The organism is Jannaschia rubra (assembly GCF_001403735.1).
Classification (GTDB): Bacteria; Pseudomonadota; Alphaproteobacteria; order Rhodobacterales; family Rhodobacteraceae; genus Jannaschia; species Jannaschia rubra.
Map to the genome: position 1 here is coordinate 70,107 of NZ_CXPG01000009.1, position 18,482 is coordinate 88,588.

Genomic DNA, 18,482 nt, shown 5'->3' on the forward strand with positions numbered 1-18,482 from the left:
CGGTCAGAGTGAAAGCACGCGATTCAGGTCGCCAAGATCGTCGGACGGAATGCCGAGACCCCTGACCAGCCTGCGCAGAAACTTGCGGTCGGCCGAAGAAAGGGGGCCGTCCGCGAGAAGGACCGAGATCGTGGCATTGAAGATCACCATCTTCTCGGCCGGCGTCAGCCCATGACGCATCCAACGGAACCCGGGCGGAGGGCCGCCGCGATCCACGCGCATCGCGGCGTCGCGCAGGCGATCGGGATGGAAATCCATCCCGGTGGTATCGCGCGCGATGTCGGCGGCGCGGCGCAGGCGTTCGGGATCGATTCGTCGTTCCGCCCACACCGCGTGGCACATCGCGTCGACCATACGGAACCGGGGACCATCCGGCAAACCGGTGATGCGCCGGCGCAGCGCGCGCCGCCGGCGGCGCAGACGCCAGATCGCCAGAACGCCGACCAATGCCACCGGAAGGAAGGCTGCCGTCCACCACGTCAGGGATGCCCCACCCACTATGTCGCCCAACTGCGTGCCCCAAGTGCCGAAGAACGGCTGTTGCCAACGCTCGGACTCGACCTGTGCACGGGCGCCGTGGGCCAAGAACGCGGCCCCGGACGCAAGGAGAGTAAGGACGGATCGGATCAAGGGCACCACGCAGCTGCTTGGAGGGACATCAGAACGGTTTGACAAGCAAATAGCGGCAGGACTGGAAAGTCCCGCCGTCATATCGTGGCTGAAGATGGCCCGACCTTTTCCCGGCGGGAAACCTCCGTCAGGCGTGGATCGCACCGTCGCCGCAGGCCAGCGCCGCCTCGCGCATCGCCTCCGAATAGGTCGGGTGGGCGTGGCAGGTGCGGGCCAGATCCTCGGCCGCCGCGCCGAACTCCATGGCGACACAGACCTCGTGGATCAGGTCGCCCGCCATGGGGCCGATGACGTGGCATCCGAGGATGCGATCGGTTTCCTTGTCCGCCAGCATCTTGACGAAGCCGTCGCCCGCGAAGTTGGCCTTGGCACGACCATTGCCCATGAAGCTGAACTTGCCGACCTTGTAGGCGCGGCCTTCCTCCTTGAGCTGCTCCTCGGTCATGCCCACGCTGGCGACCTCCGGGTGGGTGTAGATCACGCCGGGGATCACGTCGTAGTTCACATGCCCCGCCTGCCCTGCCAAGATCTCGGCCAGGGCCATTCCCTCGTCCTCGGCCTTGTGGGCCAGCATGGGGCCGGGGGTCACGTCGCCGATCGCATGGATGCCGTCCACGTTGGTGGCATAGCGGTCGTCCACGGCGATCTGGCCGCGCGGCGTCAGCTTGATGCCCAGGGCATCCAGGCCCAGCCCTTCGGTCAGCGGCTTGCGCCCCGTAGCGACCAGTACGACATCGGCCTTCAGGTCATGCGCGCTGTCGTCCTTGCGAAGCTTGTAGTCCACACGCGCCTTGCCACCCTTGACCTCCACCTTGCTGACGGCCGCGCCTGTGACGAACTTGAGACCCTGCTTCTGCAAGAGCTTCTGGAAGGTGCGCGCGACTTCGGCGTCCTGCCCGGGGGTGATGGCGTCGAGGTATTCGATCACCGTCACCTCGGTGCCCAGCCGGCAATAGACGCTGCCCATCTCCAGCCCGATGACGCCGCCGCCCACCACGACCATGGACTTCGGGATCGACCCCAGCTCCAGCGCGCCGGTCGAGGTGACGACGACCTTCTCGTCGATCTCCACCTCCGCGCCCGGTACCGCGGCCGAGACGGAGCCGCTGGCGATGACGATGTGCCGCGCTTCGTGCGTGTCGTCGCCCACGCGGACCTTTCCCACCTCGGGGATCGACGCCCAGCCCTTGATCCAGTCGATCTTGTTCTTCTTGAACAGGAACTCGATGCCCTTGGTGTTCTGGCCGATCACGTCGTCCTTGTAGGCCAGCATCTGCTTCCAGTCGACGGAGGGCGATTTGCCCTTGAGCCCCATTTTGGCGAAGTTGTGCTCGGCCTCGTGGAGCGAATGGGTGGCATGGAGCAGGGCCTTCGACGGAATGCAGCCGACGTTCAGGCAGGTGCCGCCCAGCGTCTCGCGCCCCTCGACCACGGCGGTCCTGAGGCCCAGCTGCGCGCAGCGGATGGCGCAGACATAGCCGCCGGGGCCGCTGCCGATGATGATGACGTCGTATTGGGCCATGATGCCTCCGGGGGAATGGGTCGCGACATGCCGTGCGCGGAGCTTCGGCCCCGCGATCAGACGAGCGAGGAGATAACCATAAGGACGGTCGCCGTGAACCCCACCGCCCAGATCAGCGTCCGGCCGGGGTTCCACCCGAAGGCATAGGCCGGCACATAAACGACCCGCGCCGCCAGATAGACCCATGCGCAGGCCGCGGTGAAGTCCGTCGCCTGCCCCGACAGGGTGACGACGACGACCGCGATGGTGAAGAGGATCAGCCCCTCGAAATGATTGGCGAAGGCGCGTTGGAGGCGGGCGGTCCGTTCCGACAGGTTGCGCGACGGCGGGCGGTCGCGCGCAGACATGAGGTATCCGGGTCGCAATTCCATGTTGGCCGGGATCGCCATGAGCAGGAATTGCACCGCCTGCAGGAGGGCGGCCAAAGCCAGGACGGTCAGTTCGGAGGTCATGAACGCGGGTCCTTTCGGGGCCGGGGAAGCGGCAGATCAGGCGGTGCGCATGAACCGCGCGTCGAGCGGGCCGCCCGTCTGCGTCTCGCGGTCGAGCCAGTCCTGCGCCTTCTTGCGGTCATTGACCTGAAACAGGGCGGTGACGCCAGAGCCGTCAAGGTCGCGCCAGAGTTGAAGCAGCGTGAGGCCCGCATTCATGCGGGTCTCGGTGTGGGCGTCGAAGTCGCGCTTCCAGTCGTCGTAGGAGGCGGGGGTCTGGTGGAGGAGGAGGTTCATGGGGGGCTCCCGCATTTTCTCGAAGAGATGTGACGCCGGCCGTGCCGCTACCGACTGGATTTCTTGCCCCGATCTACTGACCTTGGCCGAGTTGAGGTTTGGCGGGCTGTATCTTTCCCTCAGGAGGAAACAGCTTGTCCTTGAACGCTTTGGATGCCGGAAACCTGTCCGGCCCGATGATGTTGCGCGCCGCGTCGAGCTTGTGTTTGCCGTCCTTGCGGTCGACGAGGGCCTTGAACTGCGACTCCATCGCCTCTTCGTCGGCAATTCCGAGGTGCCACGGAGCCAGGCAAACCTCGTAATGATTTAGGACATCGAGCATGATGTATCGCAATTGCATCGACTCGCCATGGGTGAACTGGACCGGCTCCCGATCCTTGCAGTGTCGTTCGTAGGCATCCGGAAACTCCCGCCGGAGGGCGGAGCAAGCGAATTCCTTTAACTCGCCTCCAAGGGTGATCGGCTTGGCCTCCCACAGGTTGATGAGCTGGTCCTCCGACATCCGGTCCAGCAACTGCACCATCTTGTTGTGTTCGGGCTTGGTGCCGGCCGTGTAGTGGCGGAGGGTGTTGACGAGGTTTTCCCGGCGTGTCCTGTCATGGTCAGCCTTGAATACTTCGTTGGACTGAGCCAGTTGCTGTGATAGTTGACGGATCTGCCATCCGGCAAAAAGCAGGCCGGCCCCGGCGATTACGAACCCTCCGATCTTGATCCAGAATCCCAACGACCACGGGCCATCGGGGTTCACGATAAGGGCCAGTTGCTGCATCTCCGCTGGTGTCATCAAGTGGCTTTCCCGGATGATGGCTGGTTCTACAGGTCCATCAGCAACCGCCGCGGGTCCTCCAGCGCTTCCTTCACACGAACAAGAAACGTCACCGCGCCTTTGCCGTCAACGATCCTGTGATCGTAGCTGAGCGCGAGGTACATCATCGGGCGGACCTTGATCTTGCCGCCGATCACCACTGGCCGGTCCTGGATCTTGTGCATCCCCAGGATGCCCGACTGCGGGGGGTTCAGGATGGGCGAGGACATGAGGGAGCCATAGACACCCCCGTTCGAAATGGTGAAGGTGCCGCCCTGCATGTCCGCCATCGACAGCTTGCCGTCGCGCGCGGCGCGGCCCTTGTCGGCAATGGCCTTCTCGATTTCGGCGAATGACATGGCGTCGGCGTCGTGGATCACCGGCACGACCAGGCCCTGCGGCGTGCCCGTGGCGATGCCCATGTGGACGAAGTTCTTGTAGACGACGTCGGTCCCGTCGATCTCGGCGTTGACCTCGGGGACCTCGCGCAGGGCGTGGACGCAGGCCTTCGTGAAGAAGGACATGAAGCCTAGCTTCACCCCGTGCTTCTTCTGGAACAGCTCCTTGTATTCATCCCGCAGGTCCATGATCGCCTTCATGTCCACCTCGTTGTAGGTGGTCAGCATGGCGGCGGTGTTCTGCGCGTCCTTCAGGCGGCGGGCGATGGTCTGGCGCAGACGGGTCATCTTCACCCGCTCCTCCCGGCCCTCATCGCCGGCGGCCACGGGCGCGCGGGGCGCCTGTTTGGCCTGCGGGGCAGGGGCCTCCGTCGCGGCGGAGGCTGCTTTCAGCACGTCCTCCTTCATGACGCGGCCATCGCGGCCGGTGCCCGTCACCTGATCCGACGTCAGGCCCTTTTCGGCCATCAGCTTCTTCGCCGACGGCGCATCTTCCACGTCGGCGCCGGACCTGTCGGACGGTGCGGACGCCTCCTGCGGCGCTTCGGCCCTGGGCGCGGCACCTTCGCCGCCCGCGATGACGGCGAGCTTGCCCCCTGCGGCGACGGTCTCGCCTTCCCTGGCGACGATCTCGGTCAGCGTTCCGGCTGCGGGGGCAGGCACCTCGACCGACACCTTGTCGGTCTCCAGCTCGCACAGCATCTCGTCGGCGGCTACGGTGTCGCCCAGCTTCTTGAACCACGTGGCGACCGTCGCTTCCGACACCGATTCGCCCAGGGCGGGGACCATGACGTCCGTGGTGTCGCCGGAAGTGTCGGGCTTCGTCTGCGCAGGCGCATTGTCGGCGGATTGCTCGGCCTTCGGGGCGTCCTTGGTGGGCGCCTCGGCCGCGCCGGCGCCTTCGCCCTCCCCTATGGTGGCGAGCAGGGCGTCCACGCCCACGGTCTCACCCTCCTGCGCCACGATCTCGCTGAGGGTGCCGGCGGCGGGGCTGGGTACCTCGACTGTCACCTTGTCGGTCTCGAGCTCGCAAAGCATCTCGTCCTGCGCGACGCTGTCGCCTGGCTTCTTGAACCAGGTCGCGACCGTCGCCTCGGTCACGGATTCGCCCAGGGTGGGAACTTTCACTTCGATCGTCATGGGCTTACTCCGTGCTCAGCGCTTCGTTGACGAGCGCCGTCTGTTGGGCTTTGTGTTGGCTGGCCAGTCCCGTCGCGGGCGAGGCCGAGGCCGCGCGTCCGACGTAGGATGGCCGTTTGTGATCGGCACCGATGCGCGTCAGCACCCATTCGATGTTCGGCTCGACGAAGGTCCAGCCGCCCTGGTTCTTGGGCTCCTCCTGGCACCAGACGATCTCGGCCTGCTTGAAGCGCTGTAATTCGTTGACCATCGACAGCGCGGGAAAAGGATAGAACTGCTCCAGCCGCAGGATGTAGACGTCGGTCAGGCCGCGGGCGTCGCGCTCCTCCAGCAGATCGTAATAGACCTTGCCCGAGCAGATCACGACGCGGCGGATCCTGTCGTCGGACGCCAGTTTCGTGTCCGAATACCCGTATTGCGCGTCGTCCCACAGCACGCGGTGGAAGCTGCTGCCGGTGGTGAACTCCTCCTTCTTCGACACCGCAAGCTTGTGGCGCAGAAGCGACTTGGGCGTCATCAGGATGAGCGGCTTGCGAAAGTCGCGGTGCAACTGCCGGCGCAGGATGTGGAAGTAGTTGGCGGGCGTGGTGCAATTGGCGACGATCCAGTTGTCGGAGCCGCACATCTGCAAAAACCGCTCAAGCCGCGCGCTGGAATGTTCCGGACCCTGTCCTTCGTAGCCGTGCGGCAGAAGGCAGACGAGGCCGGACATCCGCAGCCATTTCGACTCGCCCGATGAAATGAACTGGTCGAACATGATCTGCGCACCGTTGGCGAAGTCGCCGAACTGCGCCTCCCACATGGTCAGGGCGTTGGGTTCGGCCAGTGAATAGCCGTATTCGAAGCCCAGAACCGCATACTCGGACAGCGCGGAGTCGATCACCTCGAAGTTGGCCTGCCCCTCCCGGACGTGGTTGAGGGGGTAGTACCGCTCTTCCGTCTCCTGATTCACGAGGCCGGAATGCCGTTGGCTGAAGGTGCCGCGCGTGCTGTCCTGGCCCGACAGACGCACGCGGTAACCTTCGGTCAGCAGCGACCCGAAGGCCAGCGCCTCGGCCGTGGCCCAGTCGAAGCCTTCACCGGTCTCGAACATCTCGGTCTTCGCGTCGAGCAGGCGGCCGACCGTCTTGTGGAGCGGGAAGCCGTCGGGCGTCTTCGTCAGGGCGCGGCCGACCTCCTCATAGGTTTCGGGAGCGATGGCGGTCTCGCCCCGGACGTAGTCGTCCTCCTTGCGGCGGTCGAGATGCGACCAGCGCCCGTCGAGCCAGTCGGCCTTGTTGGGCTTGTAGTCACGGCCGGCGTCGAATTCCATCGCCATCCGGTCCTGGAAAGCGGACTTCATGTCCTCGATCTCGCCCTCGGGGATCAGCCCGTCGCGGACCAGCCGCTCGGAATAAAGCGTCAGCGTCGTCTTCCGCTGCTTGATCTTCTTGTACATCAGGGGGTTGGTGAACATCGGTTCATCCCCCTCGTTATGGCCGAAGCGGCGATAGCAGAAGATGTCGAGCACGACGTCCTTGCCGAACTTCTGGCGGAATTCGGTGGCGACCTTGGCGGCGTGGACCACCGCCTCCGGGTCGTCGCCGTTGACGTGGAAGATCGGCGCCTCGACAACCAGTGCCGTATCGGTGGGGTAGGGGCTGGAACGGCTGAAGTGCGGTGCCGTCGTAAAGCCGATCTGGTTGTTCACGACGATATGGATCGTCCCGCCCGTGCGATGGCCGCGCACACCCGAGAGTGCGAAGCACTCCGCCACGACGCCCTGGCCCGCGAAGGCCGCGTCGCCGTGCAAGAGGACGGAAACGACCTTGCGCCGCTCGCTGTCGCCCAACTGATCCTGCTTGGCGCGGGTCTTGCCAAGAACGACGGGGTTTACCGCTTCCAGATGCGACGGGTTGGCCGTCAGCGACAGGTGCACCTTGTTGCCGTCGAACTCCCGATCCGACGACGCGCCGAGGTGGTACTTCACGTCGCCCGACCCGTCGACGTCCTCGGGCTTGAAACTGCCGCCCTGGAACTCGTTGAAGATCGCCTTGTAGGGCTTGTGCATCACGTTCGCCAGGACCGACAGGCGACCCCGGTGGGGCATGCCGATGACGATGTCCTGCAAGCCCAGCTGGCCGCCGCGCTTTATGATCTGCTCCATCGCGGGGATGAGGGATTCACCGCCGTCCAGTCCGAACCGCTTGGTGCCCATGTACTTGACGTGCAGGAACTTCTCGAAACCCTCCGCCTCGACCAACTTGTTGAGGATGGCCATGCGACCTTCGCGGGTGAACTCGATTTCCTTGCCCAGCCCCTCGATCCGCTCCTTGAGCCAGGCGCTCTGCTCGGGGTCGGAGATGTGCATGAACTGCAGCGCGAAGGTGCCGCAATAGGTCCGCCGCAGGATCGACACGATCTGCCGCAGGGTGGCCACCTCCAACCCCAGCACGTTGTCGATAAAGATGGGCCGGTCCAGATCGGCCTCGGTGAACCCGTAGGACTTCGGCTCGAGCTCCGGATGGTCGGACTCGTCGCGCATGTCGAGCGGGTCGAGATCGGCCGCCAGGTGCCCCCGGATGCGGAACGCGCGGATCAGCATGATCGCCCGGATGCTGTCGAGGACGGCACGTTTGATCGCCTCCTCGTCGGGGGTGGCGCCCAGCTCCTTCGCCTTGGCCGCGATCTTCTCGCCCGCAGCCTGTGCCTCGACCGGGGCGGGCCATTCGCCCGTGAGCGCGGCGGTCAGGTCGTCGGCAGGCATCGGCGGCCAGTCGGCCCGCGCCCAGGACGGCCCCGCCGCCTCGGCCCGCGCGTCTGCCGGGTCGTCGGCCAGCGCCGCGAAAAATTGCTTCCAGGTCTCGTCCACTGCGCCGGGGTCTTCGGCATAACGGGCGTACATCTGTTCCAGGTATTCCGCGTTGTGCCCCTGCATGAAGCTGGTGGAGCGGAATACGTCATTGGGGGACTGGTCGGTCATTGGGGGACCTCGGTGAGGTTGGGGCCAGGGCAGGAGGGCCACGGAAGCGGCCGGAAGATATCGAAGGAGAACACAAGGGGCGTGCCGGTCGTTCCGACGACCGCACAGAACCGAGGAAAGACCGCCTTCGGCGCCGTCACGGAAGGCGAGGCGGGGACGGCGCCGGCGCGCATCCTGTTGCCGCTCCGGCTGCCGTTCTGCAGGCGGCGCAGGCCGTTGGAGGTGACGGGAAAGCAGAAGATCGCCGTGAGGACGAGGGCCGACAGGGTATACCGGTCGGCCCAGAAGCATATGTGAAGGAGGAACAGGCCGGCCGCGAAGAACAGCCCCGCGAAGGCCGGAAACCGGAAAGGTTCCGATCGCCCGACCCGGCTCTCGAGGTCGAGCGACCGCGCCGGCACCGCCGCTATGGCCTCCTTCGGTCCCATCGCATCACCCCTTGTCGATCGCGTCCTTGACCGCCTCGCCCAGCGTGGCGGGGCTGTCGGCGACGACGATGCCCGCGGCCTTCATCGCCTCGATCTTCGATTCCGCATCGCCCTTGCCGCCCGCGACGATGGCGCCCGCGTGGCCCATGCGGCGGCCCGGAGGGGCGGTGCGGCCGGCGATGAAGCCGGCTGTGGGCTTCCAGCGCCCCGCCTTGCGTTCATCGGCCAGAAACTGCGCGGCCTCCTCCTCGGCGGTGCCGCCGATCTCTCCGATCATGATGATCGACGTGGTCTCGGGGTCGGCCAGGAACATCTCCAGAACGTCGATATGCTCGGTTCCCTTGATCGGGTCGCCGCCGATGCCCACGGCCGTCGACTGGCCCAGCCCCATGTCGGTCGTCTGCTTGACCGCCTCATAGGTGAGGGTGCCGGACCGCGAGACGACGCCGACCGAGCCGCGCCTGTGGATGTGACCGGGCATGATGCCGATCTTGCAGGCGTCGGGCGTGATGACGCCGGGGCAGTTCGGCCCGATCAGCCGCGTCTTGCTGCCGTCGAGCGCGCGCTTGACGCGCATCATGTCCTGCACCGGGATGCCCTCGGTGATGCAGACGACGAGCGGGATTTCCGCGTCGATGGCTTCCAGGATGGAATCTGCGGCAAAGGGGGGCGGGACGTAGATCACAGATGCGTTCGCGCCGGTCTTGGCCACGGCCTCGTGGCAGCTGTCGAAGACCGGCAGGTCCAGATGCGTCTGCCCGCCCTTTCCGGGGGTGACGCCTCCGACCATCTTCGTGCCGTAGGCGATCGCCTGCTCGGTGTGGAATGTGCCCTGGCTGCCGGTGAGGCCCTGGCAGATCACCTTGGTGTTTTCGTCGATGAGAATGGCCATGTCGTCTCCGGAGGTAGTGTCAGTTGTGAACGATGAGGATCACGGGGTGGTCGAAGGCCGCGCCTTCCCCCGTCTCGGGATCGGTGAAGGAGGTGCGCGCCAGCGGCAGCGTCACGGCAAGTGTGTCGAAGAAGAACCCGACACCGCCGTCCACGTTCCGCCCGGCCGCCAGCGGCGCCCGCAGCAGGTCGCTGCCGTCCACCAGCCGGGGCGCCAGGATCTCGCCCGCCAGCCGGTTCGCCATCCGCGTGCCCACGGCGGGCGAACCCACGGAACAGCCGTTGCCGCTCACTGCCCGGCGCCGCCCTTCGTCGTCGGTGAAGGTTTGCTCGGGCGCGGGACCGATGCGAACGAAGGTCAGCGTGCCGGGGTTGGCATAGACGGTCGCGCCCGCGTCCTCCTCCCGGATGGGAAAGTCGAGCGCGCGGGCCGCCGCCTCCTGCGTCCGGCGCGTCGCGTTGTTGAGGCATACCGCCTCGGTCACGAAACGCATCCGCTGCGCCGCAATGTCGCTGACTCCCGCGGGGAAACCCGTCTGAGTCGTCTGCGCGCAGGCGCCGAGCAGGAGGAGGAGGGGCAGCGCGCGGATCATCACAAAGCCGCGGCTCTCGCCTTCTGGTAACGAAGGCTCACCCCTTGACCGCCTTCACGATCTTCTGGGCGCCGTCCTTCAGGTCGTCGGCGGCGATGACGTCAAGGCCGGAGTTGCGGATGATCTCCTTGCCCTTCTCCACGTTCGTGCCTTCCAGACGTACGACCAGCGGCACCTTCAGGCCCACTTCCTTGACAGCGGCGATCACGCCCTCGGCGATGACGTCGCAGCGCATGATGCCGCCGAAGATGTTGACGAGGATGCCTTTGACGTTGGGGTCGGAGGTGATGATCTTGAACGCCTCCGTCACCTTCTCCTTGGTGGCGCCGCCGCCCACGTCGAGGAAGTTGGCCGGCTCCGCGCCGTAGAGCTTGATGATGTCCATGGTCGCCATGGCAAGCCCCGCGCCGTTCACCATGCAGCCGATCTCGCCATCGAGGGCGATGTAGTTCAGGTCGTACTTCGAGGCGGCCAGTTCCTTCGGATCCTCCTCCGTCTCGTCGCGCAGCTCAGCGATGTCCTTGTGGCGGTACATCGCGTTGCCGTCGAAGCTGACCTTGGCGTCCAGCACCTTGAGGTCGCCCGTGTCGGTGACGATCAGCGGGTTGATCTCGAGCATCTCCATGTCCTTCTCGGTGAAGGCGCGGTAGAGGTTGCCCATCAGCGCGACGCACTGCTTGACCTGCGGACCCTCCAGCCCGAGGGCGAAGGCGACGCGGCGGCCGTGGAACGGCTGGTAACCGGTGGCGGGATCGACGTCGAAGCTGACGATGCGGTCCGGCGTGTCGGCGGCGACCTGCTCGATGTCCATGCCACCCTCGGTCGAGCAGACGAAGCCGATGCGGCTGGTCTGACGGTCGATCAGCAGCGCGAGGTAGAGTTCGCGCGCGATGTCGGACCCGTCCTCGATATAGATGCGGTTGACCTGCTTGCCCGCCGGACCGGTCTGGTGCGTCACCAGGGTGCGGCCCATCATCCGGCGCGCTTCCTCCGCCGCTTCCTCGACCGACTTCGCAAGGCGCACGCCGCCCTTCTCGCCGGCATCGGCTTCCTTGAACTTGCCCTTGCCGCGGCCGCCGGCGTGGATCTGCGCCTTGACCACCCAGAGCGGTCCGTCGAGCTGACCTGCGGCATCCTTGGCGTCGGCCGCGCGGGTGACGGGCACGCCGTCGCTGACCGGGGCGCCGTATTCGCGCAGCAGCGCCTTGGCCTGGTATTCGTGGATGTTCATGCGTCGCGCCCCCGTCGGGTTCGTTATGGATCACCCATTGGCTTGGCATGGGGCGCGGGGGTTTGGAACAGCAAAAGCCGCCATTTGAAGGATTGAGGCAGATATTCGCCGTGCTGTGATCACGCTCCGGTTGGCCGTGATCACAAAGTTGCGGAGGAGCGGCCTGGTGTTGTGCCGTCAGTGCGTCGCTGGGGTGATTCCCATTCGCCGGCCCGTAGGTGCCGGGGACGAAAAGCGGCGGCCCGGACACGCCGGACCGCCGGATCGGGTCAGCTCAGCGAGCCGTCGATGGCCTTGCAGGCCTCCACCAGGCCCTTCACGGCGTCCACCGACTTGTCGAACATCGCCTGTTCGTCGCGGGTCATCTTGATCTCGACGACCCGCTCGATCCCGCCTGCGCCGATGATGGTGGGCACACCGACATACATGCCGTTCAGACCAAGGGCTCCGTCGACCCAGGCTGCGCAGGGCAGCAGCCGCTTCTGGTCCTTGAGATAGGCCTCGGCCATCTCGATCGCGGAGGACGCGGGGGCATAGAAGGCCGATCCGGTCTTGAGCAGGCCCACGATCTCGGCCCCGCCGTCGCGGGTGCGCTGCACGATCGCGTCGAGCTTGTCCTGGCTTGTCCACCCCATCTCGACGAGGTCGGGCAGGGGGATACCACCGACGGTGGAATAGCGCACCAGCGGCACCATCGTGTCGCCGTGGCCGCCCAGCACGAAGGCGGTGACGTCGCGCATAGAGACGCCGAACTCCTCGGCCAGGAAATGCCGGAAGCGCCCCGAATCAAGGACGCCGGCCATTCCCACGACCTTCTCGTGCGGCAGGCCCGAGAACTCCCGAAGGGCCCAGACCATCGCGTCGAGCGGGTTGGTGATGCAGATGACGAAGGCGTCGGGAGCGTTGTCGCGGATGCCTTCGCCCACGGCCTTCATCACCTTGAGGTTGATGCCCAGCAGGTCGTCGCGCGACATGCCCGGCTTGCGCGGCACGCCTGCGGTGACGATGCACACATCGGCCCCCGCGATGTCGGCATAGTCGTTCGTGCCCTTGAGGTCGGCGTCGAACTTCTCGACCGGGCCGCTTTCGGCGATGTCGAGGGCCTTGCCCTGCGGCGTGCCCTCGCTGATGTCGAAGAGGACGACGTCCCCCAGTTCCTTGATAGCCGCCAGATGGGCGAGCGTGCCGCCGATCTGTCCGGCGCCGATGAGGGCGATCTTGGGTCGGGCCATTTCCGTCTCCGATATGTCCATCGATATCGGGCGGAGGGGTAGCGGATGGCCCATGGCCAGCGCAAGGGGCGGTGGCGCCGTGCCGTCAGGCCTCCGCATCGGCCAGATGGGCCAGGTCGTCCATCCGGTCCTCCCATGCCTGACCGGTGGCCAGCAGGCACATGCGCCCGTCGGGCAGCGTCACGGCGACCGTCCAGCTGCCCGTCGCGTCGGAGGCGAAAACCTCCACCACGCGGTTCGCCTGCCCGAGGCCGATGCCGCGGCGCGTCTCGCCGAAATGGCTGGCCAGCCGCGCCACCACGGTGCTTCGCGCGCCACAGGCCGCATCGTCCGCACGACCGGGCAGTGCGGTCAGCGCAAGGGCAAGCCCGGTCAGAAGGGCAAGCGTGGTGTTCAGGATCTGCGTCTTCGTCATGGTGCGGTCCTTTCGCGGTCGTGACGGGCCGCGGGGTGAAAGACGGGCAGTGCGGCCCCTTTCTCTCCCTCGCGGTCCGGTCGGTGCCGGGGCCGAAGCGATGCTGCCAAGATTGCCGCAAAGATGCGAATAAATGGTTAATCGCCCGGAAACCTCACGCTGCGGGGCAGCGGGCACGTGCGACAGATTCATGCGGACGGGGGCGAAACGGCTTGCCAACCATTGCGCGGAATGTTTGCAACGGTGCCGAGGAGATTTCGCCATGACCACCGCCGACCGCCCTGTCCGCTCCGTCCTCTACATCCCCGGCTCGCGCCCGCGCGCGCTGGAAAAGGCGCGGGGCCTACCGGTCGATGCGATCATCTTCGACCTGGAAGATGCAGTCTCTCCCGACGAAAAGATCAACGCCCGGAACACGTTGGCAGAAGCATTGCAGGCAGGTGGCTACGGCGCCCGGCTGCGGATCGTGCGGGTCAACGGGGCGGACACCGAATGGGGTGCCGACGATTTTGCCGCGCTGGCCGCTCTCGCCCCCGATGCGGTCCTGCTGCCCAAGGTCAATTCGCCCGACGACGTCGCCGCAGCCGCGAAACATCTGGAGGGCGAGACGCAGATCTGGGCGATGATGGAGACGCCGGAGGGGGTGCTGAACGCCGCCGCCATCGCCCGCGCACCCCGGATGGGGGGATTCGTCATGGGCACGAACGATCTGGCCAAGGAGCTGAACTGTCGCGACCGGCCGGACCGCCTGCCCCTGATGACCGCGCTCGGCACCTGTCTCATGGCCGCGCGGGCCGCGGGCATCCCCTGCATCGACGGGGTGTTCAATGCCTACCTGGATGAGGACGGGCTGCGTACCGAATGTGAACAGGGGCGCGACCTCGGGATGGACGGCAAGACCCTGATCCACCCTGCGCAGGTCGCCATCGCCAACGAGGTCTTCGCCCCCTCGGCCGAGGAGGTCGACCTTGCCCGCCGCCGCATCGCCGCCTTCGATGAAGCGGTGGCGGCGGGGCAGGGGGTCGCCGTGCTCGACGGGCGGATCGTCGAGAACCTGCATGTCGACACCGCCCGCCGCACGCTGGCTCGCCTGGACGCCATCGAAAGGTTGGGCGCATGATCCTGCTGGCGGCGGGCGTCGCGCTCTGGTCGGGGGCGCACTTTTTCAAGCGGCTCGCCCCGGACGCCCGCGCGCGCATGGGCGATGCGGGCAAGGGTGTCGTGGCGCTGGCGTTGGTGGCGTCGATCGTTCTGATGGTGCTGGGCTATCGCGGTGCCGACTTCGTGGCGCTCTGGTATCCGCCGCCGTTCCTCGTCCACGTCAACAACCTGCTCATGGTACTGGCCTTCTACCTGTTCGGGGTGGGGGCGGCACGGGGCATCACGGCGACCTGGCTGCGTCATCCGCAGCTGACGGCCGTGTCGGTCTGGGCCGTCGGGCACCTTCTGGTGAACGGCGATCTGGCCTCCGTCGTCCTCTTCGGCGGGCTGCTCGTCTGGGCGCTCGCGGAGATGGCCGTCATCAACCGCAGTCAGCCCTGGGACCGGCCCGCAGGGTCGTGGAAGGGCGACCTGAAGGCGCTTGTGATTGGGCTGGTGCTGCTGGTCATTGCCGCGGCCGTGCATATCTGGCTCGGCGTCAATCCGTTCGGAGCCTGAGATGACTGCAAAGACCGACCCCGGCCGCTTCTTCGAGGACTACCGCCTCGGGCAGACCATCCGCCACGCCGTGCCCCGCACGCTCGCGGAGGGGGAGCGTGCGCTTTATCACGCGCTTTACCCGCAGCGGTTCGCCCTCAATTCCTCGGATGCCTTCGCGCTCGACTGCGGGCTCGACGGCTCGCCCATGGATGCGCTGGCGGTGTTCCACACGGTCTTCGGCAAGACGGTGCCCGACATCTCGATCAACGCTGTGGCGAACCTCGGCTATGCCGAGGGGCGGTTCCTGCGCCCCGTCTTTGCGGGCGACACGTTGCGATCGGAGTCCGAGGTCATCGGACTCAAGCAGACGTCGAGCGGCACGTCGGGCGTCGTCTGGGTCCGCACCACGGGCTTCGACCAGAACGGCGACGCCGTGCTGACTTTCGTGCGATGGGTCATGGTCCGCAAGCGCGACGCCGATGCCCCCGCGCCCGAGACCCATGTCCCCGACCTGGCAACCTCGGTCGCCCCCCAAGACCTGATCCTGCCGGAGGGCCTGACGTTCGCGGACTACGATTTCGGCCTGGCCGGATCGCCGCACCGGGCCGGCGACTATGCAGTGGGCGAGACGATCGACCACGTCGATGCCGTCACCATCGAGGAAGCCGAGCACATGCTCGCCACCCGCCTGTGGCAGAACACGGCCAAGGTGCATTTCGACGCCACCCACCGCGACGACGGCCGCCGGCTGATCTATGGCGGCCATGTCATCAGCATGGCGCGCGCCCTGTCGTTCAACGGCCTTGCCAATGCGCAGGTGATCCTCGCGATCAATGGCGGAGCCCATGCCAACCCCTGCTTCGCGGGCGACACCCTGCGCGCCTGGTCCGAGGTGCTGGACCGCGCCGATCTCGCCCCCGGCATCGCCGCCCTGCGCCTGCGGACGGTGGCGACGCGGGGGCACCCTTTCGCCCTGCGCGACGAGGCGGGGAAATACCTGCCGGATGTGCTGCTCGACTTCGATTATTGGGTGGCGATGCCAGGCTGACTTGCCGGGAGGGGGTGCATGACGTCTGATGCGGGGATGACACGTCTCGCGATCCTTTGCCTGTATCTCTGCACGGCGGGTCCAGCGGCGGCCGATTTCATTCGCAGCAATCTACGCTTCACGCTGTATCACGAGCTGGGGCACGCGGTGATCGACCAGTTGTCGCTGCCCGTCTTCGGAACGGAGGAGACGGCCGCCGACAGCTTCGGCATTGTCTTGGCCGATCGCCTGCACCCGGAGGAGGAGATGCAGGTCATCCTCACTGACATGACAGCCCTTTCGCGGGCCGAGGCGGTGGAGCGGATCTTCGACCCCTGGGACCAATACATGCCCGATGCGCAGCGGCTGGCACGCGCGATCTGTCTGGCCTACGGCCTCAACCCGGCCGAGCGTCTGCCATTGGCCCGCGCCCTGGGAATGCCCGCGAGCGCCGCCGATGCCTGCGTCGAGGATGCGACGCAGGTCCGCGCGGCGTGGGCGCCGGTGATGGAGCGGCTGCGTCCCAAGCCCGGCGCTACCCTGACGGAAAGCCTGCGTCCGGGACGTCACGGCAAGGCGCTGCGCCTGCTCGGGCAGGATATCGAACGGGTGAACGAAGCCATCGTCCTGCCGCGGCCCGTGCCGGTCACGAACGTGGCCTGCGGCGAGGACAATGCCTATTATTTCCACATCGACGAGCGGATCGAGTTCTGCTCCGAAATGGTCGAGGCCCTGTCCGCGCGGGGCCTGCGCTGAGGCGGGTCAGTCCTTCTTGGGATCGTGACCCCAGTTCATCAGGCTGTAGCGCCAGTCGGAATGCTCCATGTCATCGTCCGGGCCGCCCTGCGCCTTGTGACGCTTGATGTAGCCCACGACCTTGGCCATGTGGTCCCACTGGTCGTCGGTCAGGTCGTCCTTATTGGTGCGCTTGATCTCGACGATGCGCTCGCCGGACTTGTGGCCCTTGGATTCGCCGTCGCCGCTGTCGACGCCCACGGATTTGCTCTCGTCGCTCTCCAGCCAGTCTTCCAGCTCCTTCGGCGCCATGTTCACGAGGTCGCGCCATTCGTCCCAGACCTCTTCGCGTGATTTCGACATGCGGTCTCCGTTCGTCAGGTGAAAGGGAAGGAGCGGCCCGCGCGGGGCCGCCCCATCGTGTCGTCAGGCGCGTGCGGGGCGGCCGGCGGCAGCACCGCCCACGGCAGCGCCCAGCCCGATGAGCGAGGCCAGCGCGGCAAGCCACGCAGCGGTCGCAGCGGCGTCGGTCGCTTCCTCGGCAGCGGCGAGGGCCGTCTCGCGCGCCTCCGTCAACGCGGCTTCGGCCCGTTGCTGAACCTGTTCCGCCCGGGCCTGGACGTCGTCGATGAAGCGTTCGGCCTCGGCCGGGGTCACGCCGAAGCGGTTCTCCATGACCGCAATGGCTTCCTGCCGGTCTTCCTCACCCAGAACGCCGCCCTGGCCGAAGACGTTGTCGATGAAATTGTCGACTTCGGCCCCGATGTTCGTCGGATTGGCCAGGATGTCATCGGCCGTGGCGGTCGCCTGCTGGCGGATGCGGGCCTGTTCCTGCTGCGAGATCACGTTGCGGAACGCTTCGCGCGCCTCGGCACGGAAGTTCTCGGGCGTGATGCCGTTGCGCCGCAGGGCCTGCTGCACGCCGTCGGGCAGATCGTCCATCGAAAGCGAGCTGATCGACACGTCCGGCAGCGAGAAGTCGTCGGGCACGACGGCCTGCGTCGCCGATCCCAGACCGCTTGCGATGCTGGAGATGGCCGAGCCGGCGACATTGGCGATGCCCATGGCGGCCGAGGTGGCGAGCCAGACAGCGGCCAGCGTCGTCAGCCCCCAGACCGTCGCGCCATGCAGCATGGCACCCACGGAGTGCATCACGCCGGCCAGGCGCCCTGCGACATAGCCGCCCGCTCCGAGGGCCACGAGCTGGCTGATGAACTGCCAGATGGCGGTGGTGGTCAGGCTGCCGTTCATCGGGCTGGCCTCGTCGGGCTCGAACAGCGAAAGGCCGAGACCGATCCCCACGAGGCTGAGCAGGACGAAGACGCCCAGCGCGACGACCGTGCCGGCGAAGATCGCGCCCCAGACGGCGCGCCCCCGGCCATCGTACATCCGCTCGATGTCGTCGTGGACAAGGTCTCCCGGCCGACCGGGTGCGGGGGTGGTGTGCGTGGTCTTTTTCATCGTGCTCTCCGCGGTTTTCGGTGCGGGGGCGCGGGATGCGCCGTCCAGGAGGGCAACACCGACGTTGCGTCACGGTTCCATGACCGGGGCCGCCGCCCGGTTCGCCGCGGTTCGTGATCACAGTCCGGTCCGCGTGATCACGAACCTTGCCAAACGGTGCGATTTGCCACGCTGCGACCGTCCGCCCCCGTGACACCGGCGCGAAACCCGCTAGAACCCTTTCGAACAGTCAGAGCCGGAAGGACGCCATCCATGGCCGATGTGAACCGGGGCAATCGCCCGCTCAGCCCGCATCTGCAGGTCTATCGCCCGCAGCTCACCTCGATCACCTCGATCCTCACACGGCTCACCGGCAATGCGCTGGTCATCGCGGGTCTGATGATCACATGGTGGTTCGTGGCCGCGGCCTCCGGGCCCGACGCTTTCGCGGTCGCGGATGGGTTTCTGCGGTCGTGGTTCGGGAAGCTGATCTTCCTGGGGTCGATCTGGGCCTTGTGGTATCACACGCTCGCCGGCATCCGGCACCTGATCTGGGATCAGGGCTACGGCCTCGAGATCGGGACGGCCGAAAAGCTCGGGTGGGGCGTGGTCGGCGGTTCGGTCGTGCTCACCCTCCTGACCGTCATCATCCTGTAAGGGGCGC

Annotated in this window: 20 protein-coding genes; 5 read left to right on the forward strand and 15 right to left on the reverse strand. The window is 66.6% G+C overall.

Features of this window, described 5'->3' with window-relative positions:
• Positions 1 to 3 precede the first annotated feature (3 nt).
• The 13 genes from JAN5088_RS18480 to JAN5088_RS00665 all read right to left on the reverse strand — a co-directional run bounded on the left by JAN5088_RS18480 (position 4) and on the right by JAN5088_RS00665 (position 12,975).
• Positions 4 to 711, reverse strand: a complete 708-nt coding sequence (locus tag JAN5088_RS18480) for a tellurite resistance TerB family protein (RefSeq protein WP_143114547.1) — start codon at positions 709 to 711, stop codon at positions 4 to 6.
• 46 nt (positions 712 to 757) lie between these two features.
• On the reverse strand, positions 758 to 2,152 hold the full coding sequence (gene lpdA, locus JAN5088_RS00610) for a dihydrolipoyl dehydrogenase (RefSeq protein ID WP_055680861.1): 1,395 nt from the start codon (positions 2,150 to 2,152) through the stop codon (positions 758 to 760).
• A gap of 56 nt (positions 2,153 to 2,208) precedes the next feature.
• Positions 2,209 to 2,604 (reverse strand): MAPEG family protein, encoded by a 396-nt coding sequence (locus JAN5088_RS00615; RefSeq protein WP_055680862.1) that lies wholly within the window; start codon positions 2,602 to 2,604, stop codon positions 2,209 to 2,211.
• A gap of 36 nt (positions 2,605 to 2,640) precedes the next feature.
• On the reverse strand, positions 2,641 to 2,880 hold the full coding sequence (locus JAN5088_RS00620; RefSeq protein WP_055680863.1) for a DUF3303 family protein: 240 nt from the start codon (positions 2,878 to 2,880) through the stop codon (positions 2,641 to 2,643).
• Positions 2,881 to 2,953: 73 nt separating this feature from the next.
• The gene (locus JAN5088_RS00625) at positions 2,954 to 3,664 is read right to left on the reverse strand and encodes a hypothetical protein (RefSeq protein WP_144431841.1); all 711 of its coding nucleotides are present in this window, start codon (positions 3,662 to 3,664) and stop codon (positions 2,954 to 2,956) included.
• A 29-nt stretch (positions 3,665 to 3,693) separates the two neighbouring features.
• Positions 3,694 to 5,223 carry a 2-oxoglutarate dehydrogenase complex dihydrolipoyllysine-residue succinyltransferase gene (odhB, locus tag JAN5088_RS00630; RefSeq protein ID WP_055680865.1) on the reverse strand — a complete coding sequence of 510 codons (1,530 nt, stop codon included), beginning with the start codon at positions 5,221 to 5,223 and terminating at the stop codon, positions 3,694 to 3,696.
• A 4-nt stretch (positions 5,224 to 5,227) separates the two neighbouring features.
• Positions 5,228 to 8,185, reverse strand: coding sequence for a 2-oxoglutarate dehydrogenase E1 component (locus JAN5088_RS00635; protein ID WP_055680866.1), 2,958 nt, complete (start codon positions 8,183 to 8,185; stop codon positions 5,228 to 5,230).
• Positions 8,182 to 8,613: a hypothetical protein gene (locus JAN5088_RS00640; RefSeq protein ID WP_055680867.1), complete on the reverse strand. Its 432-nt coding sequence runs from the start codon at positions 8,611 to 8,613 to the stop codon at positions 8,182 to 8,184. Before JAN5088_RS00640 ends, JAN5088_RS00635 begins: the two co-directional genes overlap by 4 nt.
• A 4-nt stretch (positions 8,614 to 8,617) precedes the next feature.
• Positions 8,618 to 9,505, reverse strand: a complete 888-nt coding sequence (sucD, locus tag JAN5088_RS00645; RefSeq protein WP_055680868.1) for a succinate--CoA ligase subunit alpha — start codon at positions 9,503 to 9,505, stop codon at positions 8,618 to 8,620.
• 19 nt (positions 9,506 to 9,524) lie between these two features.
• Positions 9,525 to 10,097, reverse strand: a complete 573-nt coding sequence (locus JAN5088_RS00650) for a hypothetical protein (protein WP_055680869.1) — start codon at positions 10,095 to 10,097, stop codon at positions 9,525 to 9,527.
• Between the two features lie 37 nt (positions 10,098 to 10,134).
• Positions 10,135 to 11,328 (reverse strand): ADP-forming succinate--CoA ligase subunit beta, encoded by a 1,194-nt coding sequence (gene sucC / locus JAN5088_RS00655; protein ID WP_055680870.1) that lies wholly within the window; start codon positions 11,326 to 11,328, stop codon positions 10,135 to 10,137.
• 269 nt (positions 11,329 to 11,597) lie between these two features.
• A complete protein-coding gene (gene mdh, locus JAN5088_RS00660) occupies positions 11,598 to 12,560 on the reverse strand; it encodes a malate dehydrogenase (protein WP_055681132.1) in 963 nt (320 codons plus the stop codon).
• A gap of 85 nt (positions 12,561 to 12,645) precedes the next feature.
• Positions 12,646 to 12,975: a hypothetical protein gene (locus tag JAN5088_RS00665; protein WP_233489680.1), complete on the reverse strand. Its 330-nt coding sequence runs from the start codon at positions 12,973 to 12,975 to the stop codon at positions 12,646 to 12,648.
• Between the two features lie 262 nt (positions 12,976 to 13,237).
• Here JAN5088_RS00665 and JAN5088_RS00670 point away from each other — a divergent pair, with 262 nt between their 5' ends.
• Genes JAN5088_RS00670 through JAN5088_RS00685 form a run of 4 tightly spaced genes read left to right on the forward strand, consistent with a single transcriptional unit; the run spans position 13,238 to position 16,399 of the window.
• A complete protein-coding gene (locus JAN5088_RS00670) occupies positions 13,238 to 14,095 on the forward strand; it encodes an HpcH/HpaI aldolase/citrate lyase family protein (protein WP_055680871.1) in 858 nt (285 codons plus the stop codon).
• Complete coding sequence (locus JAN5088_RS00675) at positions 14,092 to 14,634, forward strand: NnrU family protein (protein WP_055680872.1); 543 nt, start codon at positions 14,092 to 14,094, stop codon at positions 14,632 to 14,634. The genes JAN5088_RS00670 and JAN5088_RS00675 overlap by 4 nt, the downstream gene beginning before the upstream one ends.
• A 1-nt stretch (position 14,635) precedes the next feature.
• On the forward strand, positions 14,636 to 15,664 hold the full coding sequence (locus JAN5088_RS00680) for a MaoC family dehydratase (RefSeq protein ID WP_055680873.1): 1,029 nt from the start codon (positions 14,636 to 14,638) through the stop codon (positions 15,662 to 15,664).
• 36 nt (positions 15,665 to 15,700) lie between these two features.
• Entirely contained in the window at positions 15,701 to 16,399 is a 699-nt protein-coding gene (locus tag JAN5088_RS00685; RefSeq protein WP_055680874.1) for a DUF4344 domain-containing metallopeptidase, read from the forward strand.
• 6 nt (positions 16,400 to 16,405) lie between these two features.
• Here JAN5088_RS00685 and JAN5088_RS00690 read toward each other — a convergent pair whose 3' ends face one another.
• Complete coding sequence (locus JAN5088_RS00690; protein WP_055680875.1) at positions 16,406 to 16,741, reverse strand: DUF3140 domain-containing protein; 336 nt, start codon at positions 16,739 to 16,741, stop codon at positions 16,406 to 16,408.
• A 63-nt stretch (positions 16,742 to 16,804) separates the two neighbouring features.
• Positions 16,805 to 17,839, reverse strand: coding sequence for a hypothetical protein (locus JAN5088_RS00695; RefSeq protein WP_055680876.1), 1,035 nt, complete (start codon positions 17,837 to 17,839; stop codon positions 16,805 to 16,807).
• Positions 17,840 to 18,091: 252 nt separating this feature from the next.
• Here JAN5088_RS00695 and sdhC point away from each other — a divergent pair, with 252 nt between their 5' ends.
• Positions 18,092 to 18,475, forward strand: a complete 384-nt coding sequence (gene sdhC, locus JAN5088_RS00700) for a succinate dehydrogenase, cytochrome b556 subunit (RefSeq protein ID WP_055680877.1) — start codon at positions 18,092 to 18,094, stop codon at positions 18,473 to 18,475.
• Positions 18,476 to 18,482 lie beyond the last annotated feature (7 nt).